Source organism: Arthrobacter sp. PGP41 (genome assembly GCF_002953935.1).
Taxonomy (GTDB): domain Bacteria; phylum Actinomycetota; class Actinomycetes; order Actinomycetales; family Micrococcaceae; genus Arthrobacter.
Map to the genome: position 1 here is coordinate 3912719 of NZ_CP026514.1, position 23209 is coordinate 3935927.

The 23209-nt window shown below is 68.2% G+C and carries 23 protein-coding genes and 1 riboswitch; of the genes, 14 read left to right on the forward strand and 9 right to left on the reverse strand.

What is annotated here, in order from left to right; genetic code table 11:
• Positions 1-77: 77 nt before the first annotated feature.
• From C3B78_RS17960 to C3B78_RS17990, 7 genes are all read left to right on the forward strand, one after another.
• On the forward strand, positions 78-1259 hold the full coding sequence (locus tag C3B78_RS17960) for an ROK family transcriptional regulator (protein WP_104999269.1): 1182 nt from the start codon (positions 78-80) through the stop codon (positions 1257-1259).
• A 55-nt stretch (positions 1260-1314) separates the two neighbouring features.
• Positions 1315-1845: a ferritin gene (locus tag C3B78_RS17965; RefSeq protein WP_104999270.1), complete on the forward strand. Its 531-nt coding sequence runs from the start codon at positions 1315-1317 to the stop codon at positions 1843-1845.
• Between the two features lie 150 nt (positions 1846-1995).
• Positions 1996-2061: riboswitch (guanidine-III (ykkC-III) riboswitch) on the forward strand.
• 9 nt (positions 2062-2070) lie between these two features.
• Entirely contained in the window at positions 2071-2394 is a 324-nt protein-coding gene (locus tag C3B78_RS17970) for a DMT family transporter (protein WP_104999271.1), read from the forward strand.
• Positions 2394-2858, forward strand: a complete 465-nt coding sequence (locus tag C3B78_RS17975) for a DMT family transporter (protein WP_104999272.1) — start codon at positions 2394-2396, stop codon at positions 2856-2858. The genes C3B78_RS17970 and C3B78_RS17975 overlap by 1 nt, the downstream gene beginning before the upstream one ends.
• 91 nt (positions 2859-2949) lie before the next feature.
• Entirely contained in the window at positions 2950-3576 is a 627-nt protein-coding gene (locus C3B78_RS17980; RefSeq protein WP_104999273.1) for a nucleoside/nucleotide kinase family protein, read from the forward strand.
• Positions 3577-3637: 61 nt separating this feature from the next.
• Complete coding sequence (locus tag C3B78_RS17985) at positions 3638-4630, forward strand: aldo/keto reductase (RefSeq protein ID WP_104999274.1); 993 nt, start codon at positions 3638-3640, stop codon at positions 4628-4630.
• Between the two features lie 10 nt (positions 4631-4640).
• Complete coding sequence (locus C3B78_RS17990) at positions 4641-5291, forward strand: MBL fold metallo-hydrolase (protein ID WP_104999275.1); 651 nt, start codon at positions 4641-4643, stop codon at positions 5289-5291.
• 88 nt (positions 5292-5379) lie between these two features.
• On the opposite strand, the gene C3B78_RS17995 is transcribed toward C3B78_RS17990, so the two are convergent.
• Complete coding sequence (locus C3B78_RS17995) at positions 5380-7293, reverse strand: DEAD/DEAH box helicase (RefSeq protein ID WP_104999276.1); 1914 nt, start codon at positions 7291-7293, stop codon at positions 5380-5382.
• 389 nt (positions 7294-7682) lie between these two features.
• Between C3B78_RS17995 and C3B78_RS18000 the strand changes: the two genes are divergently transcribed.
• A complete protein-coding gene (locus C3B78_RS18000) occupies positions 7683-8459 on the forward strand; it encodes a class I SAM-dependent methyltransferase (protein ID WP_104999277.1) in 777 nt (258 codons plus the stop codon).
• Positions 8460-8509: 50 nt separating this feature from the next.
• Here the strand turns inward: C3B78_RS18000 and C3B78_RS18005 are convergent, their stop codons facing one another.
• Positions 8510-9904 (reverse strand): MFS transporter, encoded by a 1395-nt coding sequence (locus tag C3B78_RS18005; protein ID WP_104999278.1) that lies wholly within the window; start codon positions 9902-9904, stop codon positions 8510-8512.
• A gap of 11 nt (positions 9905-9915) precedes the next feature.
• Positions 9916-11235, reverse strand: a complete 1320-nt coding sequence (locus C3B78_RS18010; protein ID WP_199775286.1) for an MFS transporter — start codon at positions 11233-11235, stop codon at positions 9916-9918.
• Between the two features lie 145 nt (positions 11236-11380).
• Here C3B78_RS18010 and C3B78_RS18015 point away from each other — a divergent pair, with 145 nt between their 5' ends.
• The 3 genes from C3B78_RS18015 (at position 11381) to C3B78_RS18025 (ending at position 13748) form a co-directional block, all read left to right on the forward strand.
• Positions 11381-11797 carry a hypothetical protein gene (locus C3B78_RS18015; protein ID WP_158677288.1) on the forward strand — a complete coding sequence of 139 codons (417 nt, stop codon included), beginning with the start codon at positions 11381-11383 and terminating at the stop codon, positions 11795-11797.
• Between the two features lie 36 nt (positions 11798-11833).
• Positions 11834-12757, forward strand: a complete 924-nt coding sequence (trmB, locus tag C3B78_RS18020) for a tRNA (guanosine(46)-N7)-methyltransferase TrmB (RefSeq protein ID WP_104999280.1) — start codon at positions 11834-11836, stop codon at positions 12755-12757.
• A gap of 142 nt (positions 12758-12899) precedes the next feature.
• Entirely contained in the window at positions 12900-13748 is an 849-nt protein-coding gene (locus C3B78_RS18025; RefSeq protein ID WP_104999281.1) for a DUF1206 domain-containing protein, read from the forward strand.
• 42 nt (positions 13749-13790) lie between these two features.
• Here the strand turns inward: C3B78_RS18025 and C3B78_RS18030 are convergent, their stop codons facing one another.
• Both C3B78_RS18030 and C3B78_RS18035 read right to left on the reverse strand, forming a co-directional pair.
• Positions 13791-14453, reverse strand: a complete 663-nt coding sequence (locus tag C3B78_RS18030; protein WP_104999282.1) for a zf-HC2 domain-containing protein — start codon at positions 14451-14453, stop codon at positions 13791-13793.
• Positions 14450-14950, reverse strand: coding sequence for a sigma-70 family RNA polymerase sigma factor (locus C3B78_RS18035; RefSeq protein WP_104999283.1), 501 nt, complete (start codon positions 14948-14950; stop codon positions 14450-14452). The genes C3B78_RS18030 and C3B78_RS18035 overlap by 4 nt, the downstream gene beginning before the upstream one ends.
• A gap of 169 nt (positions 14951-15119) precedes the next feature.
• Between C3B78_RS18035 and C3B78_RS18040 the strand changes: the two genes are divergently transcribed.
• Positions 15120-15650, forward strand: a complete 531-nt coding sequence (locus C3B78_RS18040) for a COG4315 family predicted lipoprotein (protein ID WP_104999284.1) — start codon at positions 15120-15122, stop codon at positions 15648-15650.
• 9 nt (positions 15651-15659) lie between these two features.
• Here the strand turns inward: C3B78_RS18040 and C3B78_RS18045 are convergent, their stop codons facing one another.
• From C3B78_RS18045 to C3B78_RS19775, 3 genes are all read right to left on the reverse strand, one after another.
• On the reverse strand, positions 15660-16382 hold the full coding sequence (locus C3B78_RS18045; protein WP_104999285.1) for a hypothetical protein: 723 nt from the start codon (positions 16380-16382) through the stop codon (positions 15660-15662).
• Positions 16375-16953, reverse strand: coding sequence for an RNA polymerase sigma factor (locus C3B78_RS18050; protein ID WP_104999286.1), 579 nt, complete (start codon positions 16951-16953; stop codon positions 16375-16377). Before C3B78_RS18050 ends, C3B78_RS18045 begins: the two co-directional genes overlap by 8 nt.
• Positions 16954-17144: 191 nt before the next feature.
• Positions 17145-17816, reverse strand: coding sequence for a protein tyrosine phosphatase (locus C3B78_RS19775; protein ID WP_158677289.1), 672 nt, complete (start codon positions 17814-17816; stop codon positions 17145-17147).
• A 170-nt stretch (positions 17817-17986) separates the two neighbouring features.
• On the opposite strand from C3B78_RS19775, the gene C3B78_RS18060 reads away from it, so the two are divergent.
• Positions 17987-18580, forward strand: coding sequence for a DUF5655 domain-containing protein (locus tag C3B78_RS18060; protein ID WP_104999287.1), 594 nt, complete (start codon positions 17987-17989; stop codon positions 18578-18580).
• A gap of 75 nt (positions 18581-18655) precedes the next feature.
• On the opposite strand, the gene C3B78_RS18065 is transcribed toward C3B78_RS18060, so the two are convergent.
• On the reverse strand, positions 18656-19507 hold the full coding sequence (locus C3B78_RS18065) for a DMP19 family protein (RefSeq protein ID WP_104999288.1): 852 nt from the start codon (positions 19505-19507) through the stop codon (positions 18656-18658).
• Between the two features lie 257 nt (positions 19508-19764).
• Between C3B78_RS18065 and C3B78_RS18070 the strand changes: the two genes are divergently transcribed.
• A complete protein-coding gene (locus tag C3B78_RS18070) occupies positions 19765-23205 on the forward strand; it encodes a DEAD/DEAH box helicase (protein WP_104999289.1) in 3441 nt (1146 codons plus the stop codon).
• Positions 23206-23209: the final 4 nt, after the last annotated feature.

Below are 23209 nucleotides of genomic sequence, written 5' to 3' on the forward strand. Positions count from 1 at the left end.
CGATCATAATTGTGTGATCCAGACCACGTCAACGCCCCGGCTGCAGGCCAGCCTGGTCCACTTCAGAGGGAGCGAGCATGACCCAGCAGAGGACGCTCGTCGGGGGCTCGGGCCAACCTCCGGTGGGGCTTGCCACAAGTGCCGGCCATGTTCTCCAGCTGCTGCGCTCGAACGCGGCAGGTTACAGCCGCGCGGAACTGTTGGACATCACGGGCATGGCGCGGTCCACCCTCTATGAACGGCTCGACGCGCTTTTCGCCGCGGGCCTGGTTTATGAATCCACCCCAATACATGCCCAGCGCGGCAGGCCGCCGCGCGCCCTTCGCTTCGATGACCGCAACAAGCTGGTCCTCGGCATCGATATCGGCCACACCCACGCGGGGATCCACCTCCTGTCCCTAAGCCGCGAAATCGAGGCCTCCGCCCTGCTGCCCATCGATATCGTGCAATCCCAGGAGGACGTGGCCGGCCAGGTCATCAAGGAGTCCCTCCGTCTGCTCGACGGGCGGCAGCCCGTGGGAGCGGGAGTGGGACTGCCCGCTCCCGTAGACCCGCTCCACCGGCTGGGGCTGGAGCGGACCGTCCTTGCCCACTGGGACCTCCAGCGCCTGCAGGAGGTGATGGAGTCAAGGCTGGACTGCCCGGTCCTGCTGGAAAATGACGTCCGCTCGATGGCCGTAGGGGAGGTCCGGGAGCCGCTCGAATCCCTCGTGGCTGTCAAAGTCAGCACCGGCGTCGGCTCCGGCATTATTGTCGGCGGCGCACTGGTGCGTGGCGCCCACGGCGCCGCCGGGGACATCGGGCACGTCCGCGTCCCCGAGGCCGCGGGCCGGCGCTGCCGCTGCGGCAGGGACGGCTGCCTCGCCGCCGTGGCCTCGGGGCGGGCGCTGCTCGCCGATCCGAAGCTCTCCGGCTATGGGACGCTGCGGCAGCTTGTGGACGCCTGTGGCAGCGACCCCGCCGTTCGCTCCGCCGTCGCGGAAGCCGGAAGGGTGCTGGGACGTGCGCTCGCCGCGACCGTGGGCACGCTGAACCCGGGGCGCATCGCCATTGGCGGGCTCGTCGGAGTGCTCCCGGACTTCCTGCGTGCCTGCCGCCGGCAGATCCTGGACGACGCCTTCGAGCCCTCCCTGGTGGACCTGGAGATTGTGCCGGCGGACAGCAGGACCGCCACGGCCATTGGCCTGTGCAGGCTGGTGGAGGAGAGCCTTTACGCGCCGGAGCGTGTTGAACAGTTGCTGGTGCAGCGGGCTGGCTGAGAAGTGAAGCCTTCCCATACTGGCCACGCCCAGCGGCCGTCCCTAGACTCGGGCTATGACCACTTCAAACTTCAATGCCCTCCTGTCCACCCAGATCGGCAATGAGTTCGCTGCCTCCCAGCAGTACATTGCCGTGGCCACCTGGTTCGCCAACCAGGACCTCCCCCAACTGGCCAGATACTTCTACCGCCAGTCCGTGGAAGAGCGGAACCACGCCATGATGATGGTGCAGTACATGCTGGACCGGGACATTACCTTCACCATCCCCGGCGTTCCGGCCGTCCGCAACGACTTCGCCTCCGTCACGGAGCCACTGGCCCTTGCCCTGCAGCAGGAAAAGGAAGTCACCAAGAACATCGAGGACCTGTTCCGGGCCGCCCGGGGCGAAAATGACGCCCTGGGCGAGCAGTTTATGCTCTGGTTCCTCAAGGAGCAGGTGGAGGAAGTAGCCTCCATGACCACGCTCCTGAACATCGCCGAGCGCGCGGACAACCTGTTCGACATCGAGAACTTCATCGCCCGGGAAACCATCGGCGACGGCGGCCGCGACGCCGCAGCGCCCGAGGCCGCCGGCGGCGCGCTCTAACCTTCCCTGCCCGGCCCAACTAAGTAGCGCTAAGTGTCGTTTTGGAGGCTCATAACGACACTTAGCGCTACCTAGTTGGGGTGGAAGAGGCAATGGTGAGGTTCGCCACCACGGGTGGCCCGCCGTCGTCGCCCGTTGCTACGCTGGAAAGCAAGGCTCTGCACCCGAGCCTCCGGACGACGGTTCAGTACCCGGCACACGACAAGACTGGCCAAAGGATCCCCCATGTCGTGGCTGATACTCATTCTTTCCGGCGCCCTCGAGGCTGTCTGGGCGGCAGCCTTGCACCGCGCCTTCCAGGCTGCCGGACGCCGCCGCATTGCGCCGGCTGCACTCTTCCTGGTGTCCGCCGCGGCAAGCACCGGCGGCCTGGCACTCGCCATGCAGTCCATTCCCACCGGCACGGCCTACGCCGTGTGGGTAGGCGTCGGCGTGGTGCTGACCTCCGCCTACGCGATCGCCAGCAGGGTGGAGCGCCCGACGGCGGCGCGCCTCCTCCTGCTGTCCGGCATCGCAGTGTGCGTGGTGGGCTTGAAGGTGGTGGCGTGATGCTGCAGCACAGGGTTCCCTGGCTGGTGCTGCTGGCCTCGGCGGTCCTGGAAGCCGTGTGGGCCACGGCCCTTGGCCTGTCCTACGGCTTCAGCAGACCGCTCCCCACCATGGTTTTCGCCGTTACGGCAACGTTCAGCATGCTGGGACTGGGCTGGGCCATCCGGCACATCCCCTTGGGCACCGCCTACGCCGTGTGGGTGGGGGTAGGCGCCGCGCTGACCGTCGGCTGGGCAATGGCCACCGGCGCGGAAGCCTTCAGCGTGCTCAAAGTGGCTTTTATCGCGGGGATCGTGGGCTGCGTCGCCGGCCTGAAGGCTTTGCCGCAGGACCGGCCGCGCAGCACCAGTCCCTGGACCGCAACAGCTACGATTCGGGCGACTGGTTCCACATCCTGGACCAGACGGGCGGCACCAACGGCTTCGGCCGCGGACTGCCGCCAAAGGCCTGTTCCACCTGGGTGACGCCGGCCTGTGCAGCAGAGGGGCGGCGTTCCAGGCTCAGCGACTGTCCTGTCCTGTCCTGTCCTGTCCCCGGGCAGTCTAGGCTTTTGCCATGGACTCCCCCGAGATCACCCAGGCCATGGACGCCCTCCGGCGCAGGCTGGTTCCCGGGACGCGCATCATCCTGGGCATCGCCGGAGCGCCCGGCTCGGGCAAGTCAACCTTCGCGGAATGGATCCGGCGGCAGTTCGGTCCAGGGCAGGCCGTGGTGGTGCCCATGGACGGCTTCCACCTGGGCAACGCCATTATTGACGGCACGCCGCTCCGGCAGCGCAAGGGGGCCATGGACACGTTCGACGCCGGCGGGTACCTTTCACTGCTGCGCCGCCTGGCCCGGCGCGACGAGCCGGTGGTTTACGCGCCGGAGTTCCGGCGCACCCTGGATGAACCCGTGGCAGCCTCCATTGCGGTGCCGGCGGAGGTGCCGCTGGTCATCACGGAAGGCAACTACCTGCTGATGGAGCAGGAGCCTTGGAAAGACATCCGAGCCCAGCTGGACGAGGTGTGGTTCGTGGACACGCCGCCGGCGCTGCGGCTGGGCCGGCTCGTGGCGAGGCATGTCTCGTTCGGGATGGACCGGCAAGCGGCGGAAGCGTGGGCAGCCGGTCCTGACGAAGCCAACGCCGTACTGATCCAAGCCACCCGGCGGTCGGCGGACCGGGTGATCCCCTGGGATTAGGCCCTGCCCAGCGACTGTGAAGATTTTGAGCCTGCACAAGAGGAAACGAACAGGAGAACCCATGGCATCCACAGTTGGACTCGGCGACGGCCTCAGCGTCAGCCCCCTCGGCTTCGGCGGAATGGCGCTCACGCCGGTCTACGGGGAGGTGGACCCGGAGGACGCTCTCCGGACGCTGCATCACGCCGTCGACTCCGGTGTCAGCTTCATTGACACCGCGGACATCTATGGCGGGGGCAGCAACGAGGAACTGATCGCGCGGCTGCTGAAGGAGCGGCGGAACGAGGTCCAGCTGGCCACTAAATTCGGTTTGGTGGGGACGCCGGCGGACGGCTACACGGACATCCGCGGCGATGCCGCCTACATCCGCCAGGCCGTGGACCGCAGCCTGCAACGGCTGGGAACCGACCGGATTGACCTCTACTACATGCACCGCCGTGACCTCCGCGTTCCGATTGTGGAAACCGTGGAGGCCATGGCGGAGCTTGTGCAGCAGGGCAAGGTCAAGCACCTGGGGCTGTCCGAAGTGACGGCCCAGGAGTTGGAGGAAGCCTCCGCCGTCCACCCCATTGCGGCGGTCCAGAGTGAATGGTCCATCTGGAGCCGCGACGTGGAACGCAACGTTGTTCCTGCCGCGGCCGCCCTGGGAGTGGGTTTTGTGCCGTATTCGCCGCTGGGCCGGGGATTCCTCACCGGCACCGTGGACGCCTCGAGCCTGGGCGAAAAGGACTTCCGACGCCGGATCCCCCGTTTCGCCCTGGATGCTGCAAGCGCCAACCAGGCAGTGGTGGACACCGTCCGGTCCGTGGCTGGCGAACTGGACGCAACACCTGCCCAGGTTGCCCTGGCCTGGCTGTTCGCCCAGGGCAGGCGGCTGGGCCTGCCGGTCGTCCCCATCCCCGGCACGCGCAAGCGCCACCGGATCGACGAAAACCTGGGCGCCCTCGCGTTGGACCTCACCCCTGCCCAACTGGACGCGCTCGGTGAAGCCTCGGACGCCGTCGTCGGCTCCCGCTCAGCGGACCCCAACTGGGTGTCCGAGGGCCGTGAATAGACTCAAGCCCATGGACTCACTTCTGTACGACCTGCCAGCCCTGACCATCCGCCGCATTTCCGTCAGCGAAATGGACAACAACGTGTACCTGCTGACCGCCAAAGGCAGCGGCGAGCAGGTGCTGATCGACGCCGCGGATGACCTTCCCGCCATCCGGCAGCTCCTGCAGGATGCGGCTGGGGACACGCCCGCACCGGCGCGGCTGGCCGTAGTCGCCACCACGCACCAGCACTGGGACCACGTCCGGGCGCTGAAGGAGCTGGTGGCCGCCACCGGGGCGTCCACCGTTGCCGGAACGGACGACGCCGATGCGCTGCCTGTCCCAGTGGACCGGCGCCTTGGGCAGGGGGACACCGTTGCCGTGAACGGCATTTCGCTCACCGCGGTCCACCTGCATGGACACACACCGGGCTCGATTGCCTTTGTGTATGAAGACCCCGAGGGGCCAACGCACATTTTCTCCGGCGACTCGCTGTTCCCCGGCGGCGTGGGCAACACCCAGAAGGATCCGGAGCGGTTCAGCCTGCTGCTGTCCGACGTAACCGAGCGGCTGTTCGGCACCTACCCGGACACCGCCGTCGTGCATCCGGGACACGGCAAGCCGACAACCCTGGGCGCTGAGCGGCCGCACCTCGAGGAGTGGCGCGCCCGCGGCTGGTAAGAACCCGCCGTTTTCCGCTACCGAATCTGACGGCCGCTCCCGGGATCCCGGGAGCGGCCGTCCGTTTCGGGCGCGAAAGTCCGAAAGGTTAGCGGCTGCGGCGCTCGTTGGACGCCGGAGCCGACGCGCGGCGGGGACCGCTGCGGGCGGGACGGCCGGAGCCGCCGCCGTTGCTCGAACCGTAGGACCCGCCGGACGTGCCGCCGGTGTTGGAGGACCAGACGGCTTTGTTGCCGCCGCTGGCCGCACCCGCACCCGCACCCGCACCAGCGGAGCGTGAACCGCCGCGGGTACCTGCACCCGCACCGGCTGCCGCGCGCTGACCGGTTGCCGGGCGTCCACTGCGCTGGCCGCCCGAGGCAGCCGGACGTCCTGAGCTGGCCGGGCGGCCCGTGCCGCCGCGGGGGGCTTCGCTGCGGGTTACCCGCGACTCTGCACGGCCGTCCGAACCGCGGCCGGCCGATGCACGGCCACCTGCTGCGGGGACGTCGTTGCGGTGCGTGGAAGCGGTGACGCGGCCACGGTTGTTGCGCCGTGCCGCCGCTGCCGCAATGGCGCGGTCCTCGTTCTGCTCAGCCACCCGATCGAATGCTGCGCGGGCTTCGGTACGGCCTTCGAAGGCAACGGCCCGGCGCTCGGCGCGGGGAACATCGGTGCGGACAGGCTCGGCCGAAACCTTGCCCCGGCCGCCGCGGCCGCCCCGGCCGCCCGTGGTGGGTGCGGCCTGGCGGCGTGCGCGCTTGCGCTCGGCGTTGGCACCCGTGGAGGTGCCGCCGCCCTGCTGCGCGGCCTTCTTGGCCAGCAGTGCAGCGCGGGTTCGCGGGTCGATCTTTTCTGCCATCTCACCCACGAGTTCGGCAACGAGCGGTGAGTTGGCGGTGACCCGCTCGAAGTTGACCTCGACGCCGGCGGCCTTCATTAGCTTCTTCACGTCGCTCTGCTGCTCCGGGAGGGTCAGCGTGACAACGGTGCCGTCGGAACCGGCGCGGGCGGTGCGGCCTGAACGGTGCAGGTACGCCTTGTGCTCGGTGGGCGGGTCAACGTGGATGACCAGTTCGACGTCGTCCACGTGAACACCGCGGGCGGCGACGTCGGTGGCCACCAGGACGCGGACGTCACCGTTGGAGAACTCGGCGAGGTTGCGGTCACGGGCGTTCTGCGACAGGTTGCCATGCAGGTCGACGGCCGGGATCCCGGCGTCGGTCAGGGTCTTGGCCAGCTTGCGGGCGTGGTGCTTGGTCCGCATGAAGAGGACGCGGCGGCCGGCACCTGAGGCGAGCTCAACGATCAGCTGCTTCTTGACGGTCTGGTCGTTGACCACCAGGACGTGGTGCTCCATGGTGGTGACCGCGGCCTGGGGGTCGTCCACGGAGTGAGTCAGCGGATTGGACAGGTAGCGCTGGACGATCTTGTCCACGCCGTTGTCCAGGGTGGCGGAGAACAGCAGGCGCTGGCCTTGGCTGGGGGTCATGTCCATGAGCTTCTTCACCACGGGCAGGAAGCCAAGGTCGGCCATGTGGTCCGCCTCGTCCAGCACGGTGATTTCCACGGCCTCGAGAGTGAGGATGCGCTGGCGGATCAGGTCCTCCAGGCGGCCGGGGCAGGCGATGACAATGTCGACGCCGGCACGCAGCGCCTTTTCCTGCCGCGCCTGGGAGATGCCGCCGTAGATCACGGTGGTGTTCAGGCCGGCAGCCTTGGCCAGCGGCTCGATGGTGGCGTTGATCTGGGTGGCCAGTTCGCGGGTGGGTGCAAGGACAAGGCCCATGGGGCGGCCGGGCTTGCGGAAGTACGGTGCTTCGCGCTCGGCGAGGCGGGCCACCAGCGGGATGGCGAAGGCGATGGTCTTGCCGGAACCGGTGCGGCCGCGGCCCAGGACGTCGCGTCCTGCAAGGGTGTCAGGGAGGGTCTTCACCTGGATGGGGAACGGGGTTTCGATTCCCTGGGCGGTGAGGGTGTCAGCAAGGGCTTTGGGCGTGCCGAGGGCAGCAAATGTAGTCAAAGTCAAAGGTCTTTCAGGCGGTATCCATGCGGATATCGGCCCCCGATGCCGGTTGGCTCAAGGGTTCGCCGAAGAAAATTCAGGTGATCAACCAGCCTGCTGCCGCTTATGCAAAGCGGCGGCCGGGACCAAATGGAATGCGTTCATCGACGCAGGATGTGCCTCTCACATGAAAAAAGCCCAGCCCCTGGATGAAGGGGGACCTTCACACAGGAAAACCTGGGCATCACTGCACATCAAGTTCCACCAGTCTAGCATCCCGGGCCCGCTCCCCTTCTCCGCCCCTCCCAACTAGGTAGCGCCAAGTGTCGTTTTGACCCCTGAAAACGACACTTGGCGCTACCTAGTTGGGCGTTGCCTTGGGGGCGGGGCCGGGGCAGGCTTGAGGCATGAGTGAACACGCCGCCCGCGGGAATGACGCGCAGCATCCTGAACCGCAGCAGAAGACGCACGACGCCGGGCCTGGCCTTTCCGACGGAACGCTCACCGAAGGCGTGGCCATACACGCCGGAGCCGACGCCGCGGCCATCTGGGACGACCGATACCGCAGCAAACCCCGGATGTGGAGCGGCAAGCCCAACCCCCAGCTGGTGCGGGAAGCCGGCGGCCTCCGTCCCGGTAAAGCGCTGGACCTTGGCTGCGGCGAAGGAGCTGATGCCATCTGGCTTGCCCAGCAGGGGTGGACAGTCACCGCCGTCGACGTCTCCGCGGTAGCCCTGGACCGGGCACGGTCCCATGAAAAGGCCGCGCTGGCACGGGAAAGCGTCCATGCCGCGGAGGGCACCATCGGAAGCCGGATCACCTGGCAACAAGCGGACCTTGACCAGTGGGAGCCCGGGGACTCCTTCGACCTGGTGACGTCGCAGTTCCTGCACTCGGAGGAGCTCGCCTGGCAGGGCCCGCTCCGCACCGCCGCGGCGGCAGTCAAGCGCGGCGGCACGCTGCTGGTGGTGGGCCACCACCCGGACAGGCTCCCGCCGTGGGGCGGCGGGCACAACCACCGGGGGATGTTCTATACCTGCGATGAGCTCGTCCAGGAACTGGGGCTTGACGGTCCCGAATGGCAACTGGAGGTCCAGACCAGCCGGGAGCGGCCGGTCACCGGGCCTGACGGACGGCACGCAACGATCGCCGACGTCGTCCTGCGGGCCACCCGGCTGCCCTGACCCCGCGCCCCGGGAATCCGGCGGCCGGCCCGGGTGCCCCGTTGGGCGCGCTACGTGCGCGGACGGCCGGTGATCCGGGGCGCGACGGCGGCCGCGGCGGCGGCGAGCACCGCGGCGAGGCCGAAGACCCCGGCGAAGGATTCCGCCGTCGTCGTAAATGCCGCGAACACGATGCCCGTGGTGGCGAGGGCAAGCGCCCCGCCCAGCGAGTCCGCGATGGACATGGCGGAGCTGTTGAAGCCCTCATTTTCCTTGCTGGACAGTGCCAAGGTCATCACACTGAGCCGCGGATACAGCAGCCCCATGCCCCCGCCGGCAAAAATCCAGCCGGCAATGACGACGGTGGGCGGCCAATGGAACGCGGTGGTGGCCAAGGCGAGGATCACCGCGCCGAGGACCATCAGGGCACCAATGCTCACGGCACCGCGGTGGGACAGACTGCTGCCCAGGCGTCCCTGGACGGCCGCAGCGCCTGCCCACGCCAGCGCCCCGCCGGTGAGGGTAAGGCCGGCGAAGGTGGGCGGAAAGGCATACTGCTCGATCAGCAGGTACGGCAGGTAAACCTCGGCCCCGAAGAACGCAGCCGAGGCGAGCCCGCGCACCAGGATCACGCTGGGCAGGCCGCGGCGGGCGGCAAGGGTGCCCCGCGGAACCAGCGGGCGGACGGCCAGCAGGGCAATCACGACGGCGGCAACCGCCACGAGTGCCGGCGCGGCGGGAACACCGGGGATCCGGATTTCCCGTGACAGGTTGAGCCCCAGCACAGCGAGCGCCGCCAGGGTTGCCCAGGCCAACCGGCCCGGCGCCCAGGGTGGCCGCAGATGCGGCGCCCCGGCCGGTTCAGGCTCCAGTCCCCGGAGCACGGGCGCGACCATCAGCAGCGCTGGGATGACCAGCCCCACCACGCCCAGGAAGACCCAGTGCCAGCTGAAGACCTGCGCCACGATCCCGGCCGCAAAAGGCCCCACCAGTGACGGGATCACCCACGCCGCGGAGAACGCCGCAAAGATCTTGGGGTGCAGGGTGCCGGGATAGATGCGCGCCACCAGCACATACAGCGCCACTGTCAGGGCTCCCCCGCCCAGGCCCTGCACCAGGCGGCCTGCAACCAGCACGGGCATGGACACGGCGGTTCCGGCAATCAGCAGGCCCAGCACAAACAAGGCCACGGAGGCGTAGAGCGGGGCTGTGGGGCCGCGCCGGTCGGACCAGTTTCCGGCGGCAACCATGCCGATCACGCCTGTTGCCAGGGGCCCGGCAAACGCGAGCGCATAGAGTCCTGCGCCGTCGAGTTCGCGGCTGACCAGGGGCATGATGGTGGTGACGGCGAGGGATTCGAATGCGGCCAGGAACACCAGGGCACACGTGCCAACCGTCACCCAGAGGTACGTCCCCCGGAGGATGCCCGCCGCGGGACTGGTCGTTGGAACAACGGAATCCTGCACGGTGACCGCCCTTAACTGACGAACCGGTCGCGGCCGGCGCGGTACCCGAAGATCCCCGCCAGCAGCCCCACCACCAGGAACAGGACCCCGGCTGCTGTGAAGGACCCTGTAGCCTGGTGCAGCTGGCCCACCATCAGCGTGCCGGTGGAGCCCAGCCCGTAGCCCACGCCCTGCATCATTCCGGACAGGTGTGCGGCGGTGTGCCCGTCCCGGGTCCGCAGCATGATCATGGTCAGCGCCGCGGCAGTGAGGCTGCCCTGGCCCAGTCCCAACAGGCCCGCCCACGCCCAGACCAGCTCCAGGGGGCCGAAGATGCTGAGCGCGAAGCCCGCCCCGGTCATGAGGGCCACGGCGGCGTTGATGGCACGCTGGTCCTTCAGCCTGGCGGCGAGTGCGGGCGCGAACAGCGAACCGAGCATCTGCAGCACAATGGACATCGAGACGATCAGCCCCGCCGTTGCCCCGTCCACGCCCCGTTCCCGGAGGATCGGCGCCAGCCAGGCGAAGACGCTGAAGGACATCATGGCCTGCAGCACCATGAAGATGGTCACCTGCCAGGCCACCGCGGAGCGCCACACGTTCACGCCGTCCCTGACGGCCTGGTGCCGGATGCGCGGCTGGCGGAGGGCCACCGGGAGGAACAAGAGAAGGACGACGGCGGCAGGCACCGCCCAGGACCACAGCGCCAGGGTCCACTCCCCCGTTGCCGTGTAGACCGGGTAGGTGAAGCCTGCCCCCAACGCCGCCGAAGCGCAGATGGCTGTGGTGTAGAGCCCGCCCATCAGGCCCAGCCGGTGCGGGAAGTCGCGCTTGACCAGCCCGGGCAACAGCACGTTGCACAGGGCGATTGCCGCCCCGCAGGCCGCTGTCCCTGCCAGGAGAGCCGGCAGGTGGCCGGCGTCCTGCCCGGTTGCCGGGAGGCCCAGTTCAGCGGGGCGCAGCAACAGCCCTGCCGTAAGCACCGCCATGGCGCCGAGGAGCACGCGCTCGGCGCCGAACCGCCTTGCCAGTACCGGGGCCAGGGGCGCGAACACGCCCAGCAGCGTGACGGGCACGGTGGTCAGCACCACCACGGCCCAGCCGGGCAGGGCTGCCTGGGCCATTACCTCGGGAAGGACTGCGGAGAAGCTGGAAAAGACTGTCCGCAGGTTCAGTCCGATCAGGACCAGGCACAGCCCCAGGTATACGAGCTGCCGGCGGCTGCCAACCTGGGTGGGCCCGGGCGCGGGCGTCTCGTCAACTTCTGCGTCCACCAGCGTCCCTGGCTGCCCCTTCACCCCAGGGTCACCTGCCCGGCGGTTCCATGCCTTGGCATTGGTCGCTTCCCTCATCAGCCCATTCTTGCAGGGTGGGCTGGCTGCCCGGATTATCCACATATGGACCGCGGCACCTTCCGGCGGTTCCGGCGCCACGCCTACGTTGTAACTTGCAGCAGCCGCAGGTTGCTCAGCGATCAGCGCAAACGGCAGGAGGGTGATGGGCATTCAGCCACCGAATGAGCCACGCGGGCACGGGATGGCGCAGGCCGGGGAAACTCCGGCGGAGAGCAGGGCACCCCTGGTCCACGGCAACGTGCGCAAAGCAAACGCCAGCCTGATATTGGCCGGCCTTTCCCTTGCCAGCATGACGATCACAGCTCCGCTGGCCATATTTGCCATGCTTGCCACATATCCGTCCAACGGCCCGTCAGAGACGCCCTGGCTGGTGCCTTTAGCGTTCTTTAGCCTGCCCCTCCTTTTTTCGCTGCCGTCACTGGCACTGTCCATCCCCATCGTGTACGGCCAACCGCACTCACCGCCCGGGCGGGGGCGGGCCGCCGTTGCACTGTGCATCGGCGGCTTAGTGGTTGCCCTGGCCGTGGGTCCTGCACTGGACCAGTTGGGGAAACTGTGAGCAGCACACGGTCCGCGCGCCGCTATTCTGGAAGGGATGAGCGAATCCCCGGAAAACCCCCAGCAGCCGCATGTCCCGAGGCCCGTCACGCCCGGGACGCAGGCTTCCTTTGGCACGTACGGCGGCCGGCCGGTCAGCTTCGTCCGCCGCGGCACGCGCCTGCAGGGCCGCCGGCAGGCGGCCTGGGAGGAGCATGCGGAACGGTGGGCGGTGGACGTTCCCCGCCACGTTGCGAACACCTCGGTCCACCCCGACTACACATTCGACGCCGAAGCCGAGTTTGGCCGCAAGGCTCCCCTCATTGTGGAGATCGGCTCGGGCCTGGGCGACGCCGTGTGCCACGCCGCCGAGCAGAACCCGGACACCGACTTCCTGGCAGTTGAGGTCTACACCCCGGGCCTGGCCAACACCATCATCAAGATCAACAGCCGCGGCCTCAGCAACGTCCGGGTGGTGGAGGCCAACGCCCCCGAAGTCCTGGCCACGATGCTCCCGGCGGGCTCCGTCAGCGAACTGTGGGTCTTCTTTCCCGATCCGTGGCACAAGTCCCGGCACCACAAACGCCGCCTCATCCAGCCCGAATTTGCCGGCCTCGCGGCCCGTGCCCTGAAACCGGGCGGCCTGTGGCGGATCGCCACCGACTGGTCCAACTACGCCGTCCACGTCCGGGATGTCCTGGCGGGTTCACAAGACTTTGAAAACCTGCACACCGGCGAGCGCCGCGGCCCGGAAAGTCCCCTCACGCAGGTTTGGCAGTCAGGCGTCGAGTCCGTGGTGGGCGGTGCACCGGTCAGGGAGGGCCGCGCCCCCGTCAGCACCGAGCACACCGGCCCCAACGAAGGAATTGACGAAACCGGCGGCTGGGCGCCCCGTTTCGAAGGACGGATCCGGACCAGCTTCGAGGCCAAGGCCCACGAGGCCGGGCGGCTGATCTTCGACCTCTGCTACCGCCGGCTCTAGGACCGTCCTGCAGGGCCGCAGCCGGCGTCCGGCCATGCTGAAGCCGGCCACTCCCGCCGGCCGCCGGGGGCGGCCACTGTTCCGCACCGCCTCCGCGTGGCACGATTGCCCTGTGTGCAGGGGGCGCACGCCAGCTGAGCACATGCACAAAGGAACAGCCATCAAAAAGGAAATGAAGCAGGCCGTTGACGCGGCGGAAAACGTCACCAACTCGCGGACGCTGGAACTGCTGGCGAGGGCAGGCTTCGCGGCGAGCGGCATCCTGCACCTGCTGGTCGGCGCAATCGCCATCAGGTTGGCATCTGGAGGTACCGGAAATGCTGATTTCAGCGGCGCGGTGGCCGAGCTCGCCACCCAGCCCGCAGGGCCGTTCCTCCTGTGGGCAAGCTTCGCTGCCTGCGCCGGCCTGGCACTATGGCAAACCAGCGATGCCATCTTTGACTACAACCGCCTGCCCACCAAGGAAAAAGCCGGAAAGAAGGCCAAGGCCGGCGTCCAGGCGCTCGTCTTCACCGGACTCGCCTTGACGCTCATGTCCTTCGCCATGGGAACAGGGTCCGGCGGGGACAACCAAAAAAGCGCCGCAGACCTCACCCTGACCTTGATGAGGGCTCCCGGAGGCGTGGCCCTGCTGGTCCTGCTGGGCGCCGCCATCGCCGTCACCGGAGTCATCTACGGTATCCGCGGCCTGAGGAAATCCTTCGAAAAGCACCTGGTCATGCCGGCTTCCCCGTCAGCCCGGACTGCAGTTACGGTGCTTGGCGTCACGGGGTACGTGGCCAAGGGCACGGTGCTGCTGCTGGCAGGCCTGCTGATCGCGGTGGCCACCCTCCAGGCCCATCCGGAAGACTCCACGGGACTCGACGGCGGGCTCCGCGCCCTCCGTGACCAGCCCTTCGGCGTCTACCTCCTGGCCGCTGTGGGGGCGGGCCTGATCTGTTACGGCGTCTTCATGGTAGTTCGCGCCAAACTGGGCAAATTGAACAACTAGCCTGTTTGACGGTTGCGGGGGGCTCCCCCCAGGGCCGGCACGTCAGGGGACGGTGATCACGGCCACGGCGCGTTCGGTGGCATCGCGCAGTTCAACGCTTGCGATGCTCCCCAGCTGGAGCGGCGTGGCCCCGGTGACCTTGACCCTGCCGCTGGGAGTCGCCGTCCAGGCGCACGCCCGGTCCTCGCCGCCGTCGCGGTCCCGTACCCACAGGGACAGCGTCCCCTCGGCCGGGAGGCTGCTGCCGTTCACGGCAAGCTCTGTTCCCCAGGTCTTCCGGGCGAGGTCCACCCTGAACTGGAGGCCGCCGCCCGACTGCACCGAGTAGGTGGCGTCCGGCTGCGGGGGCCGGACCAAGAGCGGACCGCCCGCCAGGCCCAAGGCAAGGCACGCGGCGGCTGCGGCGGCTGCCAGCGCCGTCCACCGCCGTCGTAATGTCCGACGGCGGTGCGCCAGTTTGCGCAGCAGCGGCACCGGATCTGGGAACGGCGCCGGATCAGGCTGTCTCCGCGGCTCAGCCGTGAGCACCGCGGCGTCCGGCACGGGGAGGGCGTCGAGCAGCATGGGAATCTTCTCCAGGCCCGCAAGTTCATCGCGGCACTTCCCGCACTCCTGCAGGTGGGCCTCGAACGTTTCGAGGTCCTTGGCGTCCAGGCCGCCCAGGAGGTAGGCGCCCAGCAGCTGGTGCGGTTCCGCGGTGTTCACCGTTCCACCCCCATCTCGTCCAGGATGGTGCGCAACGCCCGCACGGCATAATAGGCGCGCGATTTGACCGTTCCGCTGGGGATGTTGAGCTGGACGGCGGCCTCGTTCACGGTGAAGCGCCGGTAGTGCAGGGCCACCAGGACGTCCCGGTGTTCCTTGCTCAGCCGGACCAGGGCCTCCTCGACCAGCACGCGGTTGAGGAGCTCGTCCACTTTCTCCATGACTGCTGCGGGCTCGGAGACGTCGCCTTCCAGCATTTCAGCCGGACGGCGCTGCGCCCTGCGGTAGTTGTCGATCATGATGTTCCGGGCCGTCCGGTACAGGTAGCTGCGCAGGCTCCCGGTGATCTCAGGCGTTTGCTGCCAGACGCGCAGCACGGTTTCCTGGACCACGTCCTCGGCGAGCTGCGGATCCCGGGAAACGCCCAGCACAAAGCGGCGCAGGGCAGGGCCGTGGTCGCGGTAGATGGACTTCACCACGTCCTCATCAAGCGGCACGCCGTCCCTCCTGCCGGGGTTCACCCACAGTTCTTTTATACGCCCGTAAAGACGCCGTGGTCCGGCGGAAGGTTCAATGCGCGGCGGGCGTGAACCAAACCCCGTCCCGGTGCGTCGTAAGGATTAGCGTCCGGTGATCCGACGCCGGGCCCAGCCAAGGAGCAACCCCATGAAACGCAACGTGGGCGCAGGCCTCGCCGCCCTGGCCCTTTCCGCGGCGCTGGCCGCCTGCGGCGGCAGCACCGGAACCGCACCGGCCACCACCGGTCCGGCGGCCACCAGTTCGGCAGCCACGGCGGGTCCGCCCGCCGCTTCTGCAAGCGCCAGTGCCGCCGTCGAGCTCAAGACAGCCTCCTCAACCGCGGGGGCCATCGTTGTGGATGCCAAGGGCATGAGCGTCTACTTCTTCACGAAGGATGTCAAGGACTCCGGAACCAGCGCCTGCACGGACGCCTGCCTTGCAGCCTGGCCGCCGGTCACCACCACGTCGGAACGGCCGTCCGCGGACGGCGTCAGCGGGGCGCTGGGCACCATCGCGACGCCGGACGGGAAGAAGCAGGTAACACTGGCGGGACTGCCGCTGTACTACTTCGCCAAGGACGCCAAGCCCGGCGACATCCTGGGCCAGGGCGTCAACAACGTCTGGTACCTGGCCAGCCCGTCAGGCGCCATGGTCAAGGCAGGCGGAGCAGCCTACTGAAAAGCGGGTTTAGGGCACCGGGACCGTGGGCAGTGTTCCGGGCAGCGTAATGTCCGACGGCCCGGGGACGGGGACCGGGGGGCGGCCGAGGCCTTCCGCAAGGTCGTCGGGAACGGCGGCGGGCAGCGTGCCCGATGCCGGTAGGTCGGCGGCGTTGCCCGGAGAGGCCTGGCCGGGGGCGGTTTCCGGTACTCCGGGCCCGTCGGAAGGCACAGCCGGGAGTCCGCCGGCCGGCACCGGATCCGGGCCGGGGGCTGGTACGGCCGGGGCAGTTGCCGGGCCGGCTGGATTCGCCGGGAGGGGCGCGGCGGGTTCGTCGGCCTGGTTGCCGGCAGGTGCTCCCCCGGAGCCGGTCATGAATGAGGTGATGCTGTGGCCCAGTTGGGTGAAGGACTCGCGGATCCCCTGGTCCGACGCCGCCGCAACAGCGCCGCCGGCACTCAGCGAGAGCGCCACGGACAGCGTGGTGAGCGCGACGCGCCGCTTGGCCCTGCGGCGTGCCGCCAGCTCGTCCGCGCGAGGGACGTCATCAAGGGTTGCGGCCGGTTGAGGGGCAGCAGCCACGGCCGGCATCATCAGCGCAGCGACCGCGGCGGAGGGCGCGGGAGTGGCGTCCGCGAGCGCACGAAGCTCCAGCAGCGCAGGGCGGAGCCGGGCGTCGTCGTCCATGCCTGCCTCGAGGAGCAGCTGGTTTACGAACGAGTCGCTGCGGGATGCTGCGGTGTCACTCATGATTGCCCTGGTTTCGTTGAAGCGTCTGTGCCTTGAGGTTGTGCAGGGCCCTGCGCTGGAGCTGCTTGACGGCTCCGGTGCTCTTGCCCATGATGCCGGCCACCTGTTCTATGGACAGGTCGGCCACTACGCGGAGGGCCAGGACTTCCTGGTGTTCATCGCTGAGTCCGTCCAGCATTGCGGCGGCGCCGCCATGAAGTTCAACGGCGTGTTCTTCTGCCGACGGCGTGGTCCTGGCGTCCAGCTCGGGATCGTAGGGGCTCAGCTGGGGCCTGCGCTCCAGCCGGCGGTAATAATCAACCATCCGCGCATGTGCCATGGAAAAAAGCAGTGACTTGGCGCCTTGAAGACCGCCCGTGAGATCGCCGATTTTCGGGTAGAAGGCAAGGAAGACGTCCTGGGTGACCGCCTCCGGATCATCCACCCCGCGCGCCCGGAGGTACCCCTGGACGGGGCCGGCGAAGGACCGGTAGGCAGCACCGAACAGCACAGCCGGATCTGTTCCGGCCGTACCCTCGAGTATGTCGGTCTCTTCTTGGGCCAAAGTGCTTAGCACCAGCGGCTCCTCCATCCCGGGACGCGGCTCATGCCTGTCCCGGTCTCGGGTTCGGACTGCCAGTCTCCATGGTGTTGCGTGCCGTCATTCGGCATCTGGTCCGGGCACGTTGCCGCACGTGCGGCTGGCGTTCGTGCAGACCCGGACTGCCGTACTGCGGGAACGGAGCCACTGCCGTTCCCGCAGTACAGACTACCGACTCGCGGTTAGCGGACCGAAACGGAGGGGGTGTCCACTACGCTGCCGGCTTCGGCGGGGACAGCCGGAACGGCGGGAACGGCGGGTTCGCCGTCGACACCGGGAACGGCGGGAACTGCCGGAACAGCAGGCGCTTCGGGAAGTTCAACATCAACAGCTGCGGACCCTGTAGCGGCGGCGCCGGCCTCGGCGGCGGCGTGAGCCTCGGCAACGACGTCGGCGCAGAAGCTTTCGATGTTTGCCTCGCCTTCAGCGGCGATCACCAGCGAGGAGAAGCCCTCGGAGGAAGCGTTGAGGCCGCCGTTGGTGAAGGCGGTGCACAGGCCGAAGGCTGCGGCGCCGGTTGCATCAACGGCAGTGTTGGCACCAGCGGAGGCGGAGGCCTGGGCGGAAGCGTTGTCGCCGGTAACGGTGGCGTCGCCTGCGGCTGCAGCGTCGGCGTCAGCGTCTGCGGAAGCGTCGGTGCCGGCAGCGGCGTCGGCAGTTGCCTGCGCGTCGCCTGCTGCTTCTGCTGCCAGCTTCGGGGCCGGTGCGCCGAAAAGGTCGTGGGCGGTCTGCTGCGCCTCGGCGGGGAGGACACCGGAAACGGCGGCGGCGCCGGTTCCGCCGACGGCAATGGTGCCTGCTGCCAGGACTCCGGCGGCTACTTTGCTGGTGGCAAGAACGGTGAACAACGACATAAGACACTCCAGAAACTAGACAACAGGTTTGATTCGGGCCCGGCGGGCGGACCCATCACCTCCTACATCGCAGGGGACGGCGGAAAGGTTACGGGTAGCCAAAAAATCTTTTCGCGGCCTCCTGCAGGAGGCTGCAGGGCGGCCGGGACCGGCAGCGCTACGATCGACCCATGCCTACGGATCCGGAACCAACAAAGAAGGCCAGCACCTGGCAAACAATGGTGGACAGCAATAAGTCGCTGCTTCTGCGGAAGACAGGCAAGGACACAGCTCACTGGGCAGGGCAGGCCCGCGCCGCCGGCATCAAGGACGACGGCGAGCTCCGCACCTGGATGCGGGACGGCTTCGGGGTGACGGGTTACGCCCGGTATGCAGTGTCTTGGGAAATGTTCGGATACCCGGAGTTCATGCTCCGGGACGCCGATGAACTGATCGACGGGCAGTACGCCAACCACCCCCAGTTAAGGCCCATCGCGGACGCCATCCTGGGCTGGGCGTCCGCCACCGAAGGCGTTCAGATCCAGATGCGGAAGGGCTACGTCTCACTGCACAGCCCGCGGCGCAAGTTTGCCCAGGTTACCCGCACCACCAATACGGCCGTGGATGTCACCCTCCGGCTCAACGCCCCTGCTGAAGGCAGGATCGAGGCAGCCAGGACCCGGGCGGACGATCCCTTCACCCGGAAGGTGCGCCTGACATCCGTGGACCAGGTGGACGACGAACTGCTGGACATCCTGGTGGCCGCTTTGGAGCAGAACAGCTGACCGGCTAAGGGCCCGGACCCGGGCACGCCTGGGACATGGCGGCCCGGGCCATCAAATGCCCGGCCAACAATGCCCCTAGGCGTTGGCCATCTCCGTGTCGGCTTCCTCGAACTCCACCGCGGCCACGATCTCCCGGGTTTCCGGGTTGATCATGAAGGCCTCGTCCTCCTCCTCCACCATGAGGAAGTCGCCGTGATCGGTGGAGAAGTGCCACGCAAGGACCCGCTCGCCGTCGTGGACGTAGTTGGGGTCGCCCATGGTGATCTTGAGGAGCTCATACCCCGCGATGCTGCAGAGCTCGCGGATGATGAGCTCAAAGTCGGGGGCCTCCTCCAGCGCTTCGGCTTCGGCCTGGGCCTTGCGCTCGGGCAGGTCGGTGATCATCGACACCAGCCGCTCGATGTACGCCCCGACCTCTTCGTCGTCAAGCACCAGCAGTTCAGCCTGGCCGCGCAGCCAGGCGGCGTTGAGCGCGGTGATGTTTTCGCTCTCCAGCAGCTCCTCGAACTCGCCGTCGAGCTCCTCCATCCGGAGGACGCCGTCGGGCGTGTCCTCCGTATCATCCAGGCCGCCGTCGAGGTAGTGCTCCTCGTCTTCTTCGGACAGGTCGTCGAACGCCTCAACTGCCCTGTTGAAGAGGTCAAGGTGGGCAGCGGCGCCCATGCCCGCCATGCCTTCGCGGATCAGCGTGTCAGTTTCGGACCTGTCGACTGCGGTGAACACGTACTGCGCGAAACCGCCCTCCAGGGCCTGGGTGAGGTAGAAGTCCACGTAGTAGCTGCGGACGGCCACGGGTGACATCTCTTCGGTCCGGAGCAGGGCGGTGTGCATGGCATCCACGATGCTGACGTTGGCCTCGACGACGTCCTCGTCGCTTGAGTCGATGCTGCTGCTGGTCAGGACGACGGGCTGCTGGCTGGTGATCATGGCAATCCTCACTGCTGTTGACGGGTGGTGCAGGGTACGTTTTCACGCTACGTCGGGCGGGCCGACGCGTTGCTGAGGAAGAAATGAACGTCGGGCGAAGTTTGCGGGGCGGAGAAGTTTCCGGCTCCGGGGACAGCCGGGGCCAGGCGCGAGCCGCGGGAACGGCGGCACGCCACGCCCGGCCGGCGAACTAAGATGGATCAGATAACCACCCACCGGCCGCGGCCCCCCGCGGCCTGCTGAAAGTAGCGCGCACCATTCCATCCCAACCGGACGAAAGTACGGCACTGGCAATACAGACCCCCGCCATCAACGACCGTTCCCTGGCGGCCGGGCTGGCGTATGCCATGGGCAGCCGCGTCTCGGGCATCTCGTTCGACGCCGCCACCGGGCTCATGCTGGGCAAGGTCCGCGGCGGGGCGGATGTGCCCTACTCCACCACTGCCAAGCTGGTCCGCAAGGCAGGCGGCTGGAGCTGCACCGTGGGCGTGTGCAGCTGCCCGGTCCGCAAGGACTGCAAGCACGTGGCCGCGCTGCTTTTCGCCGCCGAGGACAACCCCGCCATCCGCGTGCAGCTGCTGGCGCCGTCAACGTCCACACAGCTGTCCCGCAGCCCGTCCGCTCCCGCCCTGTCCGACTGGGAGCAGGCGCTCAGCCCGCTGATCTCGCAGGGAACCACTCCCTCAAGCGCCGGCGTTCCGCTGGCGCTGCAGTTCGAGATCGAAGAGCCAGCCCCGCATTTCTCCTACACCGGCCGGCGGGATCCGCTCCGCAGCGTGCGCCAGCTCAAGGCCCGGCCGGTGATCATGGGCGCCAAGGGCAAGTGGATCCGCGGCGACGTCTCCTGGACCACCCTGAACTACCTGAACTTCCGGCGCGAGTGCAACCCGGCGCACGTGGAGTGGATGCAGGAGTTCCTGGCCAGCCATTCCGCCGCTGCCGGCCGGACGTACAACCCCTCCGGCTTCTGGCTCAGCCTGAACTCCTACGCCGGCAAGAATCTGTGGAGCCTGCTGGCAGACGCCCGCAAAGTGGGCCTCGCCCTGGTGCATTCCCGCGGCACTGAACCGGTGCGGCTCGCTGAAGCCCCTGCCGCCGTCGGCCTTAATCTGGGCCGCTACGGCTCCCCGGCCACGGAACCTTCCGCCGGTGCCGCCGCAGGTTCCCAGGGCACCACAGCCGCCGACGGCGGGCTGGAGCTGGTGCCCACCATCACCGTGGAGGGGGCCGAGGTTGATCCGGCGTCCGTGGGGACCATCGGCCGGCCCGCCCACGGAATCTTCTTCACCGCCGGAGAAGCGTCGTTGCCCGGCGTCCCCGACCCCGACGGGATCATCACCCTTGCACCGCTGGAAAGCGGACTGAGCGAGGAGCTGCTGGCGTTCGTGACGGCCGGCAGCACCCTGCACATCCCGGCCAAGGACGAATCGCGCTTCCTGACCGGTTTTTATCCGAAGCTGAAACAGACTGCCCGGGTCACTGCCCGGGACGAGTCCGTCGAGCTGCCGGCGCTGGCTGTCCCCACCCTGTCCCTGCTGGCAAACTACGGCGCGGACCACCGGGTGCGGCTGCACTGGGAGTGGCACTACAAAACGGGAACCCTTGTCACCGCCCAGCCCCTCTGGCGCCACCCCGGGGACCATGGATACCGCGACGACACCGCCGAGGCACGCATCCTGGAAGGCATCGGCCAGCCGTGGGACATGGTGCCGGCGCTGGGTGAGTCCGCCGCCGGCGGCTGGGGCACCCCCCGGCTCGCGGCCTCCGCCGAGCTGAAGGGCCTGGACACCCTGGCCTTCACCGAGGAGGTCCTGCCGCGCCTGCGCGAGGCGCCCGACGTCGAGGTGGACACCGTGGGCGACATCGCCGACTACCGCGAGGCCGAGGAAGCTCCGGTGGTGTCCATCTCCACCAGGGCCACCGAGCAGCGCGACTGGTTCGACCTCGGCATCCAGATCTCGCTGGAAGGCCAGCCGGTGTCCTTCGCCGCGGTGTTCTCAGCACTGGCCGCCGGGCAGACCAAAATGCTGCTACCCAGTGGCGCCTATTTCTCCCTGGACCTGCCCGAGCTGCACCAGCTGCGCGCGCTCATCGAGGAAGCCCGCTCGCTGCAGGACAACAAGGATGCGCCGCTGCAGATCAGCCGCTTCCAGGCCGGCCTCTGGGATGAGCTGGCCCAGCTGGGGGTGGTGGACGAGCAGGCGGCCGCGTGGCGGTCCGCGGTGGGCGGCCTGCTGGAGGGCGGCATGGACGGCCTGCCGCTCCCCGCCACCCTCAACGCGGAGCTGCGCCCGTACCAGCTGGAGGGCTTCAACTGGCTCACCTTCCTGTACCGGCACAGCCTGGGCGGCATCCTCGCTGATGACATGGGCCTCGGCAAGACCGTGCAGGCGCTGGCCCTGATGTGCGCCGCCAAGGAGCTGGCGCTGGCGGCAGCTGATTCAGCGTCCGACGCCGGCGCTCCCTTTTTGGTGGTTGCGCCCACCAGTGTGGTGGGCAACTGGGCCGCGGAGGCGGCGCGCTTTGCGCCCGGCCTGAAGGTGCATGCCGTCAGCGAGACGTTCGGAAAGAGCGGCCAGGACGCCGCGGAGGTCCTGGCCGGGGCGGACATCGTGATCACGTCCTACGCCCTGTTCCGGATCGATTACGAGGCCTACGCTTCACGCACGTGGTCCGGCCTGGTGCTGGACGAGGCGCAGTTCGTGAAGAACCACCAGTCCAAGGCGTACCAATGCGCCCGCAAACTGCCGGCGGCGTTCAAGCTGGCCATCACGGGCACGCCCCTGGAAAACAACCTCATGGAGTTCTGGGCCCTGACGTCGATTGTTGCACCGGGGCTGTTTTCCAGCCCCAAGCGCTTCGCCGAGTACTACCAGAAGCCGGTGGAAAAGAACGGTGACAAGGGGCAGCTGGACAAGCTCCGCCGCCGGGTCCGTCCGCTCATGATGCGCCGCACCAAGGACCAGGTGATCAAGGACCTGCCGCCCAAGCAGGAGCAGATCCTGGAAGTGGTGCTGAACCCGCGCCACCAGAAGGTGTACCAGACCCACCTGCAGCGCGAACGGCAGAAGATCCTGGGGCTGATCGAGGACGTGAACAAGAACCGGTTCACCATCTTCCAGTCGCTGACCCTGCTGCGCCAGCTGAGCCTGGACGCCTCGCTGATTGACCCGTCGCTCTCCGGCGTGCGCTCAAGCAAGCTGGACGTGCTGTTCGAGCAGCTGGAGGACCTGGTGGCGGAGGGCCACCGCGCCCTCATTTTCAGCCAGTTCACCGGCTTCCTGGGCAAGGTGCGGGAGCGCCTGGACGAGGAAAAGATCGAGTACTGCTACCTCGACGGCGGCACCCGCAACCGTGCGGACGTGGTCAACGAGTTCAAGAACGGCAGCGCGCCGGTGTTCCTGATCTCGCTGAAGGCCGGCGGGTTTGGGCTCAACCTCACGGAGGCGGATTACGTGTTCCTGCTGGATCCCTGGTGGAACCCGGCCTCGGAGGCGCAGGCCGTGGACCGGACCCACCGGATCGGGCAGGCCCGGAACGTGATGGTCTACCGGCTCGTGGCCAAGGACACCATCGAGGAAAAGGTCATGGCCCTGAAGGCCCGGAAGTCGCAGCTGTTTTCGGATGTCATGGAAGGTGACGCCCTTGCGGGCGGAGCCATTACTGCGGAAGACCTTGCCGGCCTGTTCAAGGAGTAGCGGC

Bases quoted from the DNA above. Each gene is read 5' to 3' on its own strand.
- C3B78_RS17985 (WP_104999274.1), top strand. From the start codon at position 3,638: ATGGCATCCACAGTTGGACTCGGCGACGGCCTCAGCGTCAGCCCCCTC.
- trmB (WP_104999280.1), top strand. From the start codon at position 11,834: ATGAGCGAATCCCCGGAAAACCCCCAGCAGCCGCATGTCCCGAGGCCC.
- C3B78_RS17980 (WP_104999273.1), top strand. From the start codon at position 2,950: ATGGACTCCCCCGAGATCACCCAGGCCATGGACGCCCTCCGGCGCAGG.
- C3B78_RS17965 (WP_104999270.1), top strand. From the start codon at position 1,315: ATGACCACTTCAAACTTCAATGCCCTCCTGTCCACCCAGATCGGCAAT.
- C3B78_RS19775 (WP_158677289.1), bottom strand. From the start codon at position 17,816: ATGTCGTTGTTCACCGTTCTTGCCACCAGCAAAGTAGCCGCCGGAGTC.
- C3B78_RS17990 (WP_104999275.1), top strand. From the start codon at position 4,641: ATGGACTCACTTCTGTACGACCTGCCAGCCCTGACCATCCGCCGCATT.
- C3B78_RS18000 (WP_104999277.1), top strand. From the start codon at position 7,683: ATGAGTGAACACGCCGCCCGCGGGAATGACGCGCAGCATCCTGAACCG.
- C3B78_RS17975 (WP_104999272.1), top strand. From the start codon at position 2,394: ATGCTGCAGCACAGGGTTCCCTGGCTGGTGCTGCTGGCCTCGGCGGTC.
- C3B78_RS18045 (WP_104999285.1), bottom strand. From the start codon at position 16,382: ATGAGTGACACCGCAGCATCCCGCAGCGACTCGTTCGTAAACCAGCTG.
- C3B78_RS17960 (WP_104999269.1), top strand. From the start codon at position 78: ATGACCCAGCAGAGGACGCTCGTCGGGGGCTCGGGCCAACCTCCGGTG.
- C3B78_RS18050 (WP_104999286.1), bottom strand. From the start codon at position 16,953: ATGGAGGAGCCGCTGGTGCTAAGCACTTTGGCCCAAGAAGAGACCGAC.
- C3B78_RS18025 (WP_104999281.1), top strand. From the start codon at position 12,900: ATGCACAAAGGAACAGCCATCAAAAAGGAAATGAAGCAGGCCGTTGAC.
- C3B78_RS18010 (WP_199775286.1), bottom strand. From the start codon at position 11,235: ATGAGGGAAGCGACCAATGCCAAGGCATGGAACCGCCGGGCAGGTGAC.
- C3B78_RS18060 (WP_104999287.1), top strand. From the start codon at position 17,987: ATGCCTACGGATCCGGAACCAACAAAGAAGGCCAGCACCTGGCAAACA.
- C3B78_RS17970 (WP_104999271.1), top strand. From the start codon at position 2,071: ATGTCGTGGCTGATACTCATTCTTTCCGGCGCCCTCGAGGCTGTCTGG.
- C3B78_RS18065 (WP_104999288.1), bottom strand. From the start codon at position 19,507: ATGATCACCAGCCAGCAGCCCGTCGTCCTGACCAGCAGCAGCATCGAC.
- C3B78_RS18040 (WP_104999284.1), top strand. From the start codon at position 15,120: ATGAAACGCAACGTGGGCGCAGGCCTCGCCGCCCTGGCCCTTTCCGCG.
- C3B78_RS18015 (WP_158677288.1), top strand. From the start codon at position 11,381: ATGGGCATTCAGCCACCGAATGAGCCACGCGGGCACGGGATGGCGCAG.